This is a genomic window from Fodinibius salicampi (assembly GCF_039545095.1).
GTDB lineage: Bacteria > Bacteroidota > Rhodothermia > Balneolales > Balneolaceae > Fodinibius > Fodinibius salicampi.
In genome coordinates, this window is the sequence record NZ_BAABRS010000002.1 from 243,633 (window position 1) to 260,132 (window position 16,500).

Annotated in this window: 12 protein-coding genes; 7 read left to right on the forward strand and 5 right to left on the reverse strand. The window is 43.8% G+C overall.

Going from position 1 to position 16,500, the window contains the following annotated elements:
- Positions 1-9: 9 nt before the first annotated feature.
- The 5 genes from ABEB05_RS08915 (at position 10) to ABEB05_RS08935 (ending at position 9,234) form a co-directional block, all read left to right on the forward strand.
- The gene (locus ABEB05_RS08915) at positions 10-3,522 is read left to right on the forward strand and encodes an efflux RND transporter permease subunit (RefSeq protein WP_265789438.1); all 3,513 of its coding nucleotides are present in this window, start codon (positions 10-12) and stop codon (positions 3,520-3,522) included.
- Between the two features lie 178 nt (positions 3,523-3,700).
- Positions 3,701-4,108, forward strand: coding sequence for a DUF4293 family protein (locus ABEB05_RS08920; RefSeq protein WP_265789441.1), 408 nt, complete (start codon positions 3,701-3,703; stop codon positions 4,106-4,108).
- A 21-nt stretch (positions 4,109-4,129) separates the two neighbouring features.
- On the forward strand, positions 4,130-5,029 hold the full coding sequence (locus tag ABEB05_RS08925) for a DMT family transporter (RefSeq protein ID WP_265789443.1): 900 nt from the start codon (positions 4,130-4,132) through the stop codon (positions 5,027-5,029).
- Between the two features lie 97 nt (positions 5,030-5,126).
- Positions 5,127-7,553: a TonB-dependent receptor gene (locus ABEB05_RS08930; protein ID WP_265789445.1), complete on the forward strand. Its 2,427-nt coding sequence runs from the start codon at positions 5,127-5,129 to the stop codon at positions 7,551-7,553.
- Between the two features lie 178 nt (positions 7,554-7,731).
- Positions 7,732-9,234, forward strand: coding sequence for an MltF family protein (locus ABEB05_RS08935; RefSeq protein ID WP_265789447.1), 1,503 nt, complete (start codon positions 7,732-7,734; stop codon positions 9,232-9,234).
- A gap of 158 nt (positions 9,235-9,392) precedes the next feature.
- On the opposite strand, the gene ABEB05_RS08940 is transcribed toward ABEB05_RS08935, so the two are convergent.
- From ABEB05_RS08940 to ABEB05_RS08960, 5 genes are all read right to left on the reverse strand, one after another.
- A complete protein-coding gene (locus ABEB05_RS08940) occupies positions 9,393-11,126 on the reverse strand; it encodes a PP2C family protein-serine/threonine phosphatase (protein WP_265789448.1) in 1,734 nt (577 codons plus the stop codon).
- Between the two features lie 4 nt (positions 11,127-11,130).
- Positions 11,131-11,553 (reverse strand): ATP-binding protein, encoded by a 423-nt coding sequence (locus ABEB05_RS08945; protein ID WP_265789449.1) that lies wholly within the window; start codon positions 11,551-11,553, stop codon positions 11,131-11,133.
- Between the two features lie 8 nt (positions 11,554-11,561).
- Positions 11,562-11,921, reverse strand: a complete 360-nt coding sequence (locus ABEB05_RS08950; protein WP_265789450.1) for an STAS domain-containing protein — start codon at positions 11,919-11,921, stop codon at positions 11,562-11,564.
- A gap of 345 nt (positions 11,922-12,266) precedes the next feature.
- Positions 12,267-13,184, reverse strand: a complete 918-nt coding sequence (locus ABEB05_RS08955; RefSeq protein WP_265789451.1) for an alpha/beta hydrolase — start codon at positions 13,182-13,184, stop codon at positions 12,267-12,269.
- 39 nt (positions 13,185-13,223) lie between these two features.
- Positions 13,224-13,715 carry an SPOR domain-containing protein gene (locus ABEB05_RS08960; RefSeq protein WP_265789452.1) on the reverse strand — a complete coding sequence of 164 codons (492 nt, stop codon included), beginning with the start codon at positions 13,713-13,715 and terminating at the stop codon, positions 13,224-13,226.
- A gap of 206 nt (positions 13,716-13,921) precedes the next feature.
- On the opposite strand from ABEB05_RS08960, the gene ABEB05_RS08965 reads away from it, so the two are divergent.
- Both ABEB05_RS08965 and ABEB05_RS08970 read left to right on the forward strand, forming a co-directional pair.
- On the forward strand, positions 13,922-15,454 hold the full coding sequence (locus ABEB05_RS08965; RefSeq protein WP_265789454.1) for an ABC transporter permease: 1,533 nt from the start codon (positions 13,922-13,924) through the stop codon (positions 15,452-15,454).
- Complete coding sequence (locus ABEB05_RS08970) at positions 15,448-16,497, forward strand: ABC transporter ATP-binding protein (protein WP_425558407.1); 1,050 nt, start codon at positions 15,448-15,450, stop codon at positions 16,495-16,497. The genes ABEB05_RS08965 and ABEB05_RS08970 overlap by 7 nt, the downstream gene beginning before the upstream one ends.
- Positions 16,498-16,500: the final 3 nt, after the last annotated feature.

Below are 16,500 nucleotides of genomic sequence, written 5' to 3' on the forward strand. Positions count from 1 at the left end.
ATTATTACCATGAGTGGTTCAATGATAGATGATAAGAATATAACCGGTAACGGTGTGGGAAATGTAGACGACCAAAAAGAATTTGGCTTGTCTTCTTTCTCTATTGATAACCGGATTAGTGTATTGGTATTAGTACTATTAGTGGCTATCATGGGAGTAAATTCCTATCTGACTATTCCTAAAGAAGCTTCACCTGATATTACTGTTCCAAATGTGATGGTTATTACAACTTATCCAGGTGTCTCGCCTGAAGATATGGAAGGCTTGGTTACCCGTAAGCTTGAAGACGAGTTGAGTGGTATTTCAGATATCAAGCAGATGGGATCCAGTTCCGCAGAGGGCTATTCAAATATTAACATGGAGTTCAACGCGGATGTGGATATTAACGAGGCCCTGCAAAAGGTGCGCGAGAAAGTGGATTTGGCTAAGCCGGAACTGCCTTCCGAAGCAGAGGATCCGATAATTCAAGAGATTAATTTTTCGGAATTCCCCATTATGCAGGTGAATCTTTCGGGCCAATATGGACTGGTTCAGCTTAAGGAGATTGCTGAAGATTTGCAGGATCAGATTGAAACAATTCCATCGGTACTTGAGGTTAACCTGGCTGGTGGATTGGAGCGTGAAGTTAAAGTGGATGTCAATTTACCGAAACTTAAATATTATGGGTTGACATTTACTGATCTTGTTACAGCTATACAGGAAGAAAATGTAACCGTTCCCGGTGGAAACATCGATGTTGGTATCAAGAAGTTCCTGTTGCGTGTGCCTGGGGAATTCAAGTCCGTAGAGCCAATTGAAGATATAGTGATTGATGCCCCGGATGATCATCCCATCTATCTACGAGACGTAGCAGAGGTTAACTTTGGATTTAAAGAGCGCGAGACCTACGCCGAGCTGAATAGCAATCCGGTGATTTCACTTTCTGTGGTAAAACGGAGTGGGGAAAACATTTTGGAAACCTCCTCTGCCGTTAAAAGTCTTTTGGAAGAGGAGCTTCCAACGTTGCCTCCTACCACTCATTATGAGATTACTTCTGACCAAAGTGACAATATTAATGCGATGGTAAGCAGTCTCGAAAATAATATTATCTCTGGACTGCTTTTGGTAGTGGGTATTTTGCTGTTCTTTTTGGGTGTTCGCAACGCTTCTTTTGTAGGAATAGCTATCCCGATGTCGATGTTCCTTTCCTTTATTGTTATAAGCGCCGTAGGAATGACGATGAATATGATTGTACTTTTTTCATTGATACTGGCACTGGGTATGCTGGTGGATAATGCCATTGTGGTTGTGGAAAATATTTACCGCTACCTGGAAGAGGGATACGATAATTTTACGGCCGCCAAAAAAGGGACGGGAGAAGTAGCCATCCCGATTATATCGGGAACGCTGACAACCCTGGCTGCTTTTTTCCCATTGCTGTTCTGGCCGGGAATTACCGGTGAGTTTATGAGCTTCCTGCCACAGACTCTAATCATTACCTTAAGCAGTTCATTGTTTGTTGCGCTCATTATTAATCCGGTGCTGTGTGCACTGTTTATGAACCTGGATCAAGAGGATAAATCCGACAGGCCTAAAATGACATCCAAGGGTAAACGGTTTATGGCCGGAGCCGCAGCACTGCTGCTGCTTGTTGGCTTGTTGAGCAATTTTTTAACCTGGACGATGCTTTTTATAGGAGCAACGTTGCTTTACCTGTTGAATCGTTTTGTTTTGAGTCCGGTAGGCGACTGGTGGCAGCGAGAGGGGCTCGATAAAGTCCTTGATAAATATGAGAAGACGTTGCGCTGGTCGCTTCATCACGGTAAAACGGTACTGGGGATCTCGGTGCTGGTACTTATTTCGAGCTTTGTAGTCTTTGGTCTCTTTAATTCAGGTATTGAGTTTTTCCCGGAAAGTATCCCCCCGGCCCAAGCTTATGTACAAGTAGAGGCCCCCGTTGGAACCAATGTTGACTTTACAAAATCTGTTATTGATGAGTTAACGCAGAAGGTACCGAATATCCCGAATAGCGAAGATGTTGAATCGGTACTGAGTACGTCCGGTTCGGCTATTACGGCAAACCCGATGGCAAGTCAGGGTAATTCTACACATTTGGGAACCATTGTACTGAATTTTGTGGATTACCAACAGCGAACGGGAACGACCTTCAATGCGATTGAATATGCTCGCAGTAACTTTTCGGAGGGCATCGCAGGTGCTGAAGTGACGGTCGAGAAACCACAAAACGGCCCTCCTACGGGAAAACCTATCAATCTGGAGATTTCCGGTAAGGAGATGCCAGAGCTGGAAAGAATATCTGAAGAGGTTATGAATAGGCTCGAAAACGACCCGGTTTACGGCAAGTTGGATGGGCTGGAACGGGATCTTTCGGAAGCACGACCGGAGATACAGATCAATGTAAACCGGGAAAAGGCCGCCATGTTCGGGTTATCGACCCAGCAGATCGGAAACACAATACGCCAGGCTGTTAACGGTGTTGAAGCCTCACAGTATCGAGACGGCAAGGAGGAGTATGAAGTGACGGTGCGTTTGGATGAGCAGTTCCGCGACAATTTAAGTGTTCTGGATGACCTCACCATTGTAGAGGAAGGACGTCAGATTCCGCTCTCCAGTGTAGCTTCATGGGAAATAGGAGAAGGATTCGGCAGTATTACCCATATAGAGCAGGAGCGGGTGATCACAGTGATGGCCGATGTAAGGTCCAATTATAATGCGAATGCTGTACTACAGGAAGTCCAGACCACACTGGATGACTATCTCAGTAATGAGCTGCCGGCCGGTTACAACGCCAACTGGACGGGACAACAAGAGGATCAGCAGGAGGCCATTGACTTTTTATCCATGGCCTTTTTGATAGCACTGTTTCTGATTGCTTTCATCCTTATATCTCAGTTTAATTCGGTAAGCAAGCCCTTTATTGTTATGACTTCTGTGATTATGTCCACTGCCGGCGTATTTTATGGGCTGGTCATCTTCCAGATGCCATTCGTGATTATTATGACGGGTATTGGAATTATTTCCCTGGCGGGCGTTGTAGTTAACAATGCCATTGTTATGATCGATTACATCGACATCCTGAGAAGGCGAGACAAGATGCCACTGTTTGAGGCCCTAGTCCGGGGAGGTAAAGTACGTTTTCGCCCTGTTATCTTAACAGCACTGACCACCACTCTGGGATTGGTCCCGCTGGCTATCGGTTTTAACCTTGATTTTATAGTCTTGACGAACAGTCCGGTTGAGTTTTTTACTAATCTGGGTGAGTATTTGTACTGGGGTGGAGAACAGGCAGCGTGGTGGGCTCCAATGGCTATTGCTGTCATCAATGGACTTATTTTCGCGACCTTCCTGACCTTAATACTCGTTCCGGTACTCTACTATTTGTTTGAAAAAGGACGGCGCAGTGTAAATCTGTTTTTCTTCGATGATAAAGATCCGGGCATCATTTCAGCTTCAGAAGGTAAAGGGATGACTGCTGAGGTTCAGGATTATCATACAACAAAAGGACCAACTTCTCCTTCTTAGGATAGCGAATAGAATAAGTTGTGAAGCAGGAGTCTGAATATTCAGACTCCTGCTTTTTTATTTTTTTTAGTCTAAAAATTTTATCGGAGAGAAATTTTGGTTAAGGATGACCAAACGATGAAAAAATAGTATCTTGGCATTCGAATCTAACCGAAACTAATTAGGAATCGAAGTAGCTGTGATTCAACGTATCCAAACATTATTTTTATTTTTCGCCTTTCTTCTTAACGGGAGCGTCTTTTTTAATGCACTGTATCGGCAGGCAATGAATGATCCCAGCCAGTGGATTGGCCTTACTTTTGCCATTGTGTTGACCGCTGCGGCACTCATGCCGCTGGTTTGTATCTTACTTTATAAAAGTCGATCGAATCAGCTGCAATGGGTCAAAATAACGCTTTTAATACAGGTTATTATGGTTGGTTTAGGAAGTGGAATCTTATTTACGCTGGGTGGATTTGGGACCTTTCTCTGGGACGAAACCATAGGGTTGATATTGCTTGTAGCCGCTTTTAGCGCAGAGCTATATGCACGGAAGAAAATCCGGGATGATATTGAGTTGGTAAAATCGATGGATCGTATCCGTTAACCGAGGACATGGGCCATATTTATGTTTACCTACTCTCCAAAGGTAAAAGTTGCGGTTGCTCTGTTCGTGGGCTTAATTGCCTTTGGGTTCGCTCCTATTTTAGTGCGTCTTGCACCTGATACCTCACCTTTGGTATTGGTGGTATACCGCACCGTTTTTGCCGCCCTTATGCTGTTTCCTTTTTGGTGGTGGACTCGCAGCAATGAGAAGCGAGTAGGGAAGGGAAGAGAACGCTTGTGGATTGCTCTGTCCGGGGCTTGCCTTGGTCTTCATTTTACCTTCTGGATTTCTTCTCTCTATTACACCTCAGTAGCCTCGGCTTCCGTATTGGTTGCTATACATCCTATTATCATGATTTTGGTAGAACGCCTGTGGTTTAAGCGTACATTTGCTAAAACTACTTGGGTTGGAGTTATTCTGGCTTTTGGAGGGGCCGTATTACTGGGTATCAGCGACAGTCAGGCAGAGCAAGCTTTTGCTAACCCTTTGTTAGGAAACGCTATGGCAGTAACGGCAGCCATTATTTTTGTAGTATATCTTCTTATTGGCCAGAAGATTCGTCAAAAGCGAGAGTGGATTGATTATGTGTTTCCGGTTTATTTCTATGCCGCTGTTGCCTGTGTTATTATTGCCCTAAGCATGGGTAAGAACCTTATGGATATTTCTACTATTGGGATTTGGGTGGGTGCAGGACTGGCTTTTGGTCCCCAGATATTGGGACATGGAGCTATGAATCTGGCCGTTAAATCTATTTCTCCGACCCTCTTATCCACTCTTATCCTGGTTGAACCGCTGCTCGCTTCTGTATTGGCCTTTTTCCTGTTTGCCGAGCTGCCGCCACTTTTATCGATTCTAGCAATGATTATTACCCTGATGGGAGTTGCTTTTACCTGGAGGCGCAGGGCTCATTCACCTGATTAATTTCTTGATTTGGGAGGTGATCTCACATGATCATGGTATTTTTAATACACTCTGATTGTACTATCATCAGCATTAAATTTTAAATCTACTGTTGGTAATGAATCGGTATTTACGGCCTTTTTTTCTTTGCTTTTCTGTCTTCTTATTGGCTTCGCAAGGGCTGTCTGCCCAAACGTTGACCGTTGTCAACGAAACTACACTTAAGAGTATTCCTAACGTATATATCTATAATGAAGGTCGTAATAAAGTTGCGTCCACGGATTTAGATGGGAAGGCTGATCTGACAAAGTTTGCAGAAGGGGATACCCTGCATTTTCAGCATCCATCCTACCAGGGATTACAATTATTATTTAAGGAAGTTGAAGAGCGCAATTTCCGAATTGCCCTCACAGAGCGGCCGGTTATTATGGATGAGATTTTTGTATCGGCTAATAAGCGTGAGCAAAAAATCACGGATATTCCACAGAAAGTAACGCGTATTTCCGAGGATCAGGTGATATTCCATAATCCACAGACATCAGCTGATCTGCTGCAAAGTTCAGGAAAAGTATTTGTCCAGAAAAGCCAGATGGGCGGAGGAAGTCCGATGTTGCGAGGCTTTGCAGCAAACTCGGTATTGCTTTCGGTCGACGGTGTCCGTATGAATAATGCCATATTCCGAAGCGGGAATTTACAGAATGTCATTTCAGTTGATCCTAACGCGGTCGAAGGAACAGAAGTACTTTTCGGTCCGGGTTCAATAATCTATGGCAGTGACGCACTCGGAGGAGTTATGAACTTCCAAACCAAAAATCCGGAGCTCTCTTATTCCGCAGCGGAAAAGCTGTTTGAGTTGAACAGCATGGGACGATATAGTACGGCTAACAATGAACGGACTTTTCATGCGGATGCTGCAGTTGGTTTTGAAAAGTGGGGGCTATTGAGCAGTGTTACCTACAGTTACTTTGGTGATTTGAGGTCGGGAGGAAATTTTTATGAAGACTATCCGGAATTCGGAAAACGCCGGGAATATATCGTTCGCAGAAATGGAAAGGATATGATCGTCCCAAATGATGATGTTAGGATACAGCGATTTTCCGGCTATGAGCAATTGAATCTGATGCAAAAGGTACGCTATAATCCATCGGGGCGATGGCATTTGAATTATGGATTCCATTTTGCTACTACCGGTAATATTCCGCGTTACGACCGACTGATTCAGCGTGAGAATGGAGATAGCGGAGACCTCGTAAATGCAGAGTGGTATTACGGTCCACAGATATGGATGATGAATACCTTGAATATAGATTATACGGGACAGACAAAATGGTATGATAAAGTAAGTGCGGTGTTTTCACGTCAATGGTTCCAGGAGAGCAGAAATGACCGGAAATTTGAAAATACCAAGCTACGAAACAGGGAAGAAAATGTAGATGTCTATACCGCAAATATCGACTTTGATAAGCAGTGGAATGAAGATAAAGAGCTATTCTACGGGGTAGAATCTGTTTATAATTTTGTGGAATCAGAAGCCGTGGAAACCGATATTGTAAGCGGAGAACAAGCCCCGGTTGCCACCCGCTATCCCGATGAGGGAAGTACCTATATACAGTTAGCTGCATATACCAAATATCAGCAGGATTTATCTGCCAGTCTTACAGCCGAAGCTGGCGCGAGATATAGCCATATTTTGCTGGAGTCGCGTTTTAGTGATAACTATTATGATTTTCCTTTTAGCACCATTGATATTAATACGGGTGCATTAAGCGGAAACCTGGGATTGATTTACCGACCTCTTGACGATTTACAGTTCAACTTAAACGCGTCAACCGGGTTTCGGGCACCCAATGTGGATGACGCTTCTAAAATATTTGATTCCGAGCCGGGAACGGTAATTATGCCTAATGCCGACTTGGGGCCGGAATATTCCTATAACTTAGATTTTACGGTTATTAAAGATTTTGATGAGAGGGCCCGGTTGGAGATCAATACCTACTACACCTGGCTGGAGGATGCTATGGTGAGGCGTCCCTTTGAATTTAATGGGCAGGATTCCATCCGCTATGATGGACAGATGAGTAAGGTAGAAGCCGTAGTAAACAGTGGACAGGCCTATGTGTACGGGGCTTCCGTGGGACTCTCAACAGAAATAAGTACTCATATTGCCCTTCAATCGGAGTTGACCTACACCCGGGGCAGGGATCGCATCAATGATGAGCCGTTGCGCCATGTAGCCCCCCTGTTTGGACGTATCGGAATCACCTATAAAGGAGACAGAATACGGACAGAAATCTATTCTGAATTTAACGGTCAAAAACCTATTTCTGACTTTTCTCCCTCTGAGCGAAGTAAACCACACCTTTATACCGAGGACGGATCGCCGGCATGGGCTACTTTAAACGCAAAAGCATCCTATCATTTGAATGAAGATATAATGCTCAACGCCGGGGTAGAAAACATTTTTGATAAGCATTATCGCCCGTATTCTTCCGGTATTAGTGCTCCCGGTAGAAATGTATCAGTAGCATTGAGGGCCCATCTTTGAATAAGTTTTCTATCATCTGGTGAATGTAAAATTCATACTATACAACTTTGTTAAAAGCATAAATTCACTGAAAAATATGATTTACCTCTTTTTTTCCTATTTTGAGAGGAGAAAATATGTGACGTTTGGTGTTCGGATGAGATAATAACGTGGCTTTTTGGTAACTAAACTAATGGTTATGAATAGTTGTACGGAGCGTACAATAGGAATCGGACTTGCAGTAGTGCTTAGCTGTTCGCTTTGGCTGGGAGGATGTGGTTCCGGCAATGAATCCCCTGTAGATGATAGGGGACTTTCAATTAGAGTTACCGAACCGGTGCAGCGCGATTTTGATAAGATCAAGGAGGATGGCGTTCTTCGTATGATTACCCGTTACAGTTCTAATACCTATTTCCTCCATCAGGGAATTGAATGGGGCTTTGAATACGAACTTGTGAGTCGGTTTGCCAGAGAACATGACTTAGCTCTGGAAGTAGTAATCACCGGTATTAATGAAAGTCCGTATGATTTATTGAATAGCGGGAAAGGAGATCTTATTGCCGCCAATTATGCAGCAACACCCGAACGTCAGCGATATGTTGATTTTACGCGTCCCTATAACTTGGTAGATCAAGTGTTGGTTTATTCCTCTGAACTGGATAATCCTCCCCAGACTATTGAAGAACTGGCGCAAAGCGGATTATCAGTAACGGTCCGAAGCAATAGTTCCTATTTCCATCGCATGCAGGATTTGAAAGAAGAGGGAGTTGATATTGACGTAAATTTGGTACCTAACGAAAAAGATACGGAGTCGTTGTTGTTTGATGTCTCACAAGGAAAGTATGAGGTAACGGTGGCAGACGATAATATTTTTCAGGCTGCTTTTTCCTATATGGATGGATTGGTACAGGGGCCTACCATCGCAGAGAAAGATACTATTGCCTGGGCGGTGCGCAATAATGCTCCTGAATTGAAAAAAGAGCTTAATAATTATTTAGAGGGACATTTTCAGCTAAGAGAGGACAAAGAACCCAAGCGATCGCTCTTTTTGCAGGTTCTTCGTAAACGATATTTTGAGGGAGGACGGCGATTAGCCAACTATTATAGTCCCAACCCCAGTATTGGAGAGTCAGACGGTATATCTCCATATGATGATTTGATAAAATCGGTAGCAGATTCAGCGGGAATAAATTGGCTAATGGTTACTTCAGTTGTAGCTCAGGAGACAAAGTTTAATCCCCGTGCCAAGAGTTGGGCCGGTGCGATGGGCTTAATGCAGGTGATGCCCCAATACTCCGAGGTTTCGGATACAACGCTGCTTTATAATGAAGAAATCAATGTACGGGAGGGGGTGCGTATTCTGAAGAGGCATTTAGATCATTATTCCTATATGGACAGTACAAATCAGTGGTCTTTTTCTTTGGCCGCTTATAATGTAGGAGAGGGACATCTGGCCGATGCCCGTAGGCTGGCAATAGATCAGAATAAAAACCCCAATGAGTGGGAACCGGTAGCCGATGCCTTGCTAAAGTTAATGCACAGGAGCTATTATCGTAAAGCGCGCCACGGTTTTTGTCGGGGTATAGAAACCGTCCGATATGTGCGGGAGGTCAAGAACAGGTATGAAATTTACCGGAATGTTTTGACTATGCGGCAGTTAGAGCTGAATCAGTCCTCACCCGGGGTTTTGGGATTTTTCTAGGAGCCTGTCGGACTTAGGAAATCGTAACGAAAATGTGTCAGTTTGAGGCAGATTTTGGGATCTTTTGAGGCGGATAGCGGGTTATTTAACAAAAAAGAGCTCGTAATCTGGCCAAACTGGTGCTTTTGCAGTAGGTTTAAGCTAAGTTCGACAGGCTCCTAGTTTACCTTAAGGACTATAAGAGTGATGTCATCATACTGTATCCCGTGGGCATAAGACTGTACCTCGTCAATAATTGCCTGTTTGATTTTTTCGGAGGATTTTGATCGATTTTTTTTGATGCAAGTAAGCAGCCGTTCTTCCCCAAACTCCTCCGTTTCTGCAGGATTTTTAGCTTCCGTAACGCCATCTGTATATAAAACCAGCAGGTCTCCTGAGGAAAGTTCAACAGTTGCTTCTTTATAAGGTGTAGTAGTAGGCATGGCCCCTAAAATCAATCCGCCTTCTTGTAGCTCAACAGGGGTATCGCTTCCTTTACGGAGAAGAATCGGTGGATTGTGCCCCGCATTTACATAGCGAAGGGTGGATGCTTCGGGATTAAAGATGGCCCAGAAAAAGGTGATAAACTTATCGTTCGGTGTATTCTGATAGATAAGATCGTTCACTTGGTCAGATGCCTGGGCCAAGGTAATATCAATGGGCAGCAGGATGTGTAACATCGCCTGAAGATTAGCCATCAGCAATGCTGCCGGCATACCTTTGCCGGTTACATCGGCAATTGCCAGCAATAAATGGTCGGCTGGAGTTTTTAAAATATCAAAATAGTCTCCGCCAACCTGTGCCGATGAGATGTTCTGTGCCGCAATATCGAGCTGCTCACACTCGGGAATAGGATCCGGTAGTAATCCTTTTTGTATGCTCTTGGCAATGGATAACTCCTCTTCAAGACGTTCTTTTTCAATACGTTCCTCGAGCAAAAAGGTCTTTTGGATCGAGAGGAGCGCAAGGTTACCGAGCGATTGCAGGAAGTTAAAATCGGAGCTACTGTATTCCTCACCATTTGCCCGCGGTCCGACTCCGATCACAGCTATTTTTTCACTTTGGAACCGCAAGCCGATTACCGCATGGATTTCATTTTTTTGAAGGAAGGGAATGTGCTTAGCAATTTCCTCGTCTACTTGGGTTACATCCTCTTCAAGTTCAAAAAGAGCAGTAATTTCATCATCGTTCGCTTCATTTTGGATACCACTGGTGGTAACAAACCTGCGTTGTTGTTCGTGTTCCAGTATAAAGAAAAACTTACGGATGAGCATCTGTCCCAACATGGCAAATTTAAAGATCCGGATGATCTCATCCCGATCTACCATGATGTTGAAATCTTTGCTCAGATCTAAAAGTGTATTGAGTTCATAAACTTTTCGGTCCAGCTGCCGGTTAATTTTTCGGAGTTCCCCAAACATGCGTGAGTTGGCAATTGCAACTGATGAAATTATTGAAAGGCTTTCTATAAAGGCAATTTCGTCGTCTGTTAGAGGCTGGTCGTTTCCTTTTGCGCCGAGGCAAAGAAAACCGATATGGTTATTACTGGTTTGCAGGTTAAATAAGGTAGAGTGCTCTTTTTCCTCAATTACCTCCGGAAGATCCACATCATCAATTCCGGTTTGTATTACTGATCTATCCTGAAGATCTTGGGGAGAAGAAAAGGAGATGGTTTCGCCTTCCTGGGGCCAGTGGCGACCTTTTGACTTGGAAACCTCATAGAGATTCCGTGCGGGATGGTAGATTAAAATCATGGCCTGGCTGACCATTAGTTTACCCATGGTAATAAACAGCAGGTTGTTTAGGACAAAGTCCATATCGTGAGACTCCACGAGCATGCGGGAAGTCTCGAGCAGGGCCGTTAATTCAAAGCGGGATTCGCGGTCAGTGGAATGTTTGGTTGAGTGACTCAAAGTGTTATTTTCTTTTTGTCATACGAATGGTATTAGTCGACTCGTCTGTTTGATATTCCACCTCATCCATCAGCTCGCGGATAAGATAAACACCCACTCCCCCTCTTTTTTTGCGTTTAATCTTTTCTCGAATATCTGGTTTTTTATAATTATTGGGATCGAAAGCATTTCCGGTATCCAGCAGTGCTATCCAAAGTTCAGATTGATCGCAGCCGAGTTCTATATCAACAGCCTTTTGCCGATCGTTTTTATAGGCATGTTTGATAATATTGGTATAGGCCTCATCTACAGCTAGGCGTATATCTGCTATTTCCTGCTCAGTGAAACCACATTCTGAGGCATGGTTGGCCACAAAGTTACGTACCTTGGAAAGATATTCCGTGGAAGCGGGTACAGAAATATTATATGTAGTAGTTGATTCAGACAAATTTGAGCCTATTCACTTTCTTCATTTTCGAACTTTCGGATCGCTTCTTCTTCTTTTTGAACAATATCATATAGCGTAGGGAAGCCAAGCAGATCAAAAACATTATATACCTTTGGATTCATATTGCTCAACTTAATATCTCCGCCCATATCTCTCACGTCTTCAATATATGCCATAAATACACCGAGACCGGCGCTTGCAATATATTCGAGTTCCTCGCAGTTGACGATAATAAGGTGCTGATTATTATCAATAAGTCGTTTCAGAGCATTTTCGAGTTGCGAAGCGGTATGGGCATCCAGCTCACCGGAAAGTTCTAAGACATCATAGTCGTCCACTTTTTTATGGTTGATGCTAAAATTTTTCATTGCTGCATTTTTAGAATTAGATATCGTTTGCCGGATGAATTAAAGTACCTAACATAATAAAAAATACCATTCATGCTGTGAAAAAAGAACAATTTCCGTATCATTCTAAATTCCAATGGAATGGACAAATGGAGGAATAACTTATTATACGAAAAAAGTTAAGAGAGGATTCAAAAAAATAAGGCCTCACAAGTATCAGTTGTGAGGCCCTGACTATTCATCAAGAGAGACGCTACTTGAGCGCATATCAAGTTACAATATTTCACCAATATGAAGCAAATATTTTCTTAACATTAATTTTCACTTCATAACAGGGGGATTATGTTGTCTTTCGTTCTCGCTATTTTATTGTGTGCCAATGTATTTTAGAAAACAGGAAGTTTCCTTTATAACACTGGATACTGATTGAGATAAGAGTGAGCTGCAAATAACATGAGTTTGAGCGTGCGGAAAGGCGACACTTTTGCGATATTTTGAAGAAGTGCCTAGTTTAGGCATCATATTTTGAATCGCTTTTACCGAAACCACCTTATCTTGCAGTTGTTTATTTTTGTAATAATATCCGGCCAAAACGGGACAATGAACCTTCTTATAGGTCGGAGAATGCATATGTTGGTCAATAAACTTACCCAGCGCTAATGCCCCCTGCAATGCATAGGATGTATACCAGATACGTTCTTCAGCTTTCGTTGCAGCACTTTCCTTAATAGGATATGACTTTCCAGGTATAATGCTGAGCATATTTCGGCTGAGTGGCCACTGTAAAAGCTTTTGCTTGATGCCATAAAACCGGATGAGCGGAGAGTAGAGTATGAGACTGCTGATATTTTCTCTAAAAGATGAAGTGGCTGCGAGAAAAAGAGCAAGCGATCCACCGGTGGAGGTCCCCATGAGAATTACTTTGCGACCAATCTTTCGTCCTATAGCAAAGGCAAAGCGTGCGGAATCTATTAATTTTTGTTCTGTTAGGTTCCTTAGGGGATTCGGAGAACGAATTCCGTGTTCTTCGAGCCGGCTCAGATAAAGATGTGCGCCCAGCTGGTCAGCAATTTTTTTATGCACCGGATCGCCTTCTGGGTGGGAAGCACGGAATCCATGCAAATAGACGATAGCATATTCGGTCTGTCTGTGCTTCTTATCCTCCTGCCAAATAATATTAGCCTCAGCACCGGGCCTTAAATTGCAGTCTGATTCTTTCTCAGATAAGAAATCATCGAGCTGAGAAAGCTTATCAGGAATAGCATCCGGCGATATGATAGTCATAAGTGCACACTCATAAATAAAAAGCTAACCAGTATTTATTTATTGAGCTGTTGATACCCAGGAATTGGCTCCATAATTCTCTTTAATTTGAGCTTGGAGGTTTCGGGCAGCTTCTTGTGTGGAAAGTCGTCCCAGCCGAACGCGAAACCAGATATCACCGGTTTCCTCATTCCCATGCTGAACGACAAAGGCATTCTCAAATCCGCGATTTTGCCACTTTTTAATTTGCTCTTCAGCCTTCCTGCGCGATCGCCACGCCTCTACCTGTACGGCAAAGTTCCCGTCTTCATCAAAGGCAACATCCATGCGCTCTTCCTCCTCTTCAGCTTCTTGGGCTTTTTTAGCGGCTTTAATGCTGTCAGCTCGGGCAATGCTATCTTGCCGCTCTTCCAGGTGCTGCTGGCGGACTTCCTCCAGGGAATCCTGCCGGGCTTGCTCGGCCTTTCTTTGTTCTTCTTCACTTGGACCGCAGCCGACTATCCCTCCGGTTATAAAAATTATTGCCAGTAAAAGTATGGTATATCTTTTCATGATGGGAATTTATATAGTTGGAAAATGCGTATTCAGAAATCATAGTTTGAACTTCAATTACATAAAGTAGTTCCAAATGAACCCTACAGTTTCAAGTTGCTATAATGATGGTTTCTATTTAGATTTGATCTAAATATTTCACGCCTTATAGCTTAAATTCCGGTATTTTAGACACAAAGATACATAGAAAATCACCGCCGTGGTATTTGTTGGCAGTAGCGGGGTTAATCGCCATCGGCGTATTGCTGCCCTTGGTCTATCTGCTCATACGTGCATTTGGAGCATCTTCAGAGATGCTCACTAACGTTATTTTTAGGATACGTAATTTACGCCTGTTAGGCAACACGCTACTCCTAACCGGAAGTGTACTGTTGTTTGATACCCTTATTGCCTTGCCGCTGGCCTATTTGTCCGTTCGATGCCGTATCAAGGCCCGGCGGTTTATTACGCTTTTAGGAGTACTGCCGCTGGCAATGCCGGGATATATTATGGCCTACGCTCTGTTAGGGCTGGGAGGTTATAACGGAACCTTTAATACCATGTTTGGGTGGAATTTCCCCCGAATAAGCGGATTCAGCGGATCACTCATTGTGCTTACCATATGTACGTTTCCCTACTTGTATCTGAATTTGCGAACGGCGCTCCTGGGGTTGGACCAGTCTATAGAAGAGGCCTCGCGCTCACTGGGGCATGATGCCAAATCCACTTTTTTTAAAATTATCTTACCACAATTAAAGCCGGCATTATTGGCGGGAGGACTGCTGGTTAGTCTCCATGTAATCGGTGATTTTGGTACGGTCTCGCTGATGCGTTTTGAAACCTTTAGTTATGCGCTCTACCTGCAGTATTTATCGGCTTATGATCGCATTTACGCTGCCTGGCTGGCCTTGATGCTTCTGGCCCTGACTACAGGAGCTCTGGTATTAGAATATCGGTTGCTGAAACAGGCTATTTTTCACCGGTTGGGACGGGGAGCCGCCAAGGCCAAAACCTTTCTTGATTTAGGTCCTTGGACTATTCCGGCCTATTCTTTTATAGGAATACTTTTCTTGGTTGCTGTTGTTTTGCCGGTTTCTTCTATCAGCTACTGGATGAACCAGACGGTATTTGCGGCGGTTGCAGGTGATCTGTTTGAAGCTTTTCTCAACTCAGTAAAGGCTTCGGCTCCGGCAGCCGTGCTCAGTACGGCTCTGGCTCTGCCCCTGGCCTATATAGGAGTACGGTATCGCACAAAATTGAGTAATCCCATAGAGCGTGTAGCGTATTTGGGATACGCTACACCACCGCTGGCCTTTGCTCTGGCCCTGGTATTCTTTTCTCTCTATGTTTCGCCATGGCTGTACCAAACACTTTTGTTGCTGGTTATTGCCTATTCGCTTCATTTTCTAGCAGAGGCTATAGGTCCGGTTCGCAGTGCATTATACCAGGCACCTCCCCAGCTTGAGGAAGCCGCACAATCGTTAGGTTATTCTTCAATAAAATCATTTTTTAAAGTAACGCTTCCGCTTTTGCGGGGTGGAATTATTGCAGCTGCTTCCTTGGTTTTTTTATCTGCAATGAAAGAGCTTTCAATAACGTTCTTATTGTCTCCTATAGGGTTTGATACGTTGGCGCTTAAGGTGTGGTCGTATACCGGAGAGGCTATGTTTGCAGAAGCAGCTCCCTTTGCACTTGCAATTTTATTATTTTCAGCTCTCTTTGTAGGGTTGTTATTCTCGAAAGAGGTAAAAAAATCATGACAGATTTATTAACCGTTAAAAATTTAACGAAATCATTTGATGAAAGCGGTCCCGTAGTCGATGGACTGGATTTTACCGTACGTGAAGACGAAATTTTTGCCTTGCTGGGACCCAGCGGATGCGGTAAAACAACTTGTTTGCGCCTCATTGCTGGCTTTGAACGCGCTGACCGGGGATCGGTGGAGATTGCCGGAAAACTGCTGGAATCTCCCGATCACCATATTGCCCCCCAAAATCGGGGTATTGGTTTTGTATTTCAGGATTATGCGCTGTTCCCCCATCTTTCCGCACTCGAAAATGTAGCTTTTGGACTTACCGATATTCCCAAACATAAAAGAAACGTATATGCCGAGGAAGTGCTCTGCCGCACCGGTATGGGAGATTATAAAGATCGCAGTCCCAATGAATTATCGGGAGGACAGCAGCAACGCGTTGCCTTGGCACGGGCTATTGCTCCGAAACCCAAGTTTGTACTATTGGATGAACCTTTCTCCAATTTGGATGCTATGTTGCGCGATTCCATGCGCAAAGAGGTACGGTCTATTTTAAAGAAGGCTGGAATGAGTGCTCTGCTGGTAACCCACGATCAGGAAGAGGCGCTTTCATTTGCCGATCGCATTGCGGTAATGAATGATGGGAAGATTGAGCAAATTGGTACGCCTGAGGAAGTCTATTATCAGCCCAAGACTAAATTCGTTGCCCAGTTTTTGGGTCGCACGAATCTATTTCATGCAGATGCAAACGGGGGATCGGAAATCAATACCGGTTTGGGCAGGATGCGGCTGAACTGTAATGCCTGTGGAAAAGTACTCTGTTCCATTCGTCCGGAACATCTGACCCTTGAAAAAGCTACCAATGAACATCCGGATGAGATTGGTAAGGTAGTAAGCAGAGAATTTAAAGGTCATGATATTACGTACCATGTAGAGCTCAATGACAGAAAATATTTGGTTCATACCGATAACCGTGTCATATTTGAACCAGATGATTCGGTAGTGATTAAGCCATTGGAATCTGCCGTTATATTAGAAGACGAAAACTAACCT

Bases quoted from the DNA above. Each gene is read 5' to 3' on its own strand.
- ABEB05_RS08915 (WP_265789438.1), top strand. From the start codon at position 10: ATGAGTGGTTCAATGATAGATGATAAGAATATAACCGGTAACGGTGTG.
- ABEB05_RS08925 (WP_265789443.1), top strand. From the start codon at position 4,130: ATGTTTACCTACTCTCCAAAGGTAAAAGTTGCGGTTGCTCTGTTCGTG.
- ABEB05_RS08930 (WP_265789445.1), top strand. From the start codon at position 5,127: ATGAATCGGTATTTACGGCCTTTTTTTCTTTGCTTTTCTGTCTTCTTA.
- ABEB05_RS08935 (WP_265789447.1), top strand. From the start codon at position 7,732: ATGAATAGTTGTACGGAGCGTACAATAGGAATCGGACTTGCAGTAGTG.
- ABEB05_RS08950 (WP_265789450.1), bottom strand. From the start codon at position 11,921: ATGAAAAATTTTAGCATCAACCATAAAAAAGTGGACGACTATGATGTC.
- ABEB05_RS08955 (WP_265789451.1), bottom strand. From the start codon at position 13,184: ATGACTATCATATCGCCGGATGCTATTCCTGATAAGCTTTCTCAGCTC.
- ABEB05_RS08960 (WP_265789452.1), bottom strand. From the start codon at position 13,715: ATGAAAAGATATACCATACTTTTACTGGCAATAATTTTTATAACCGGA.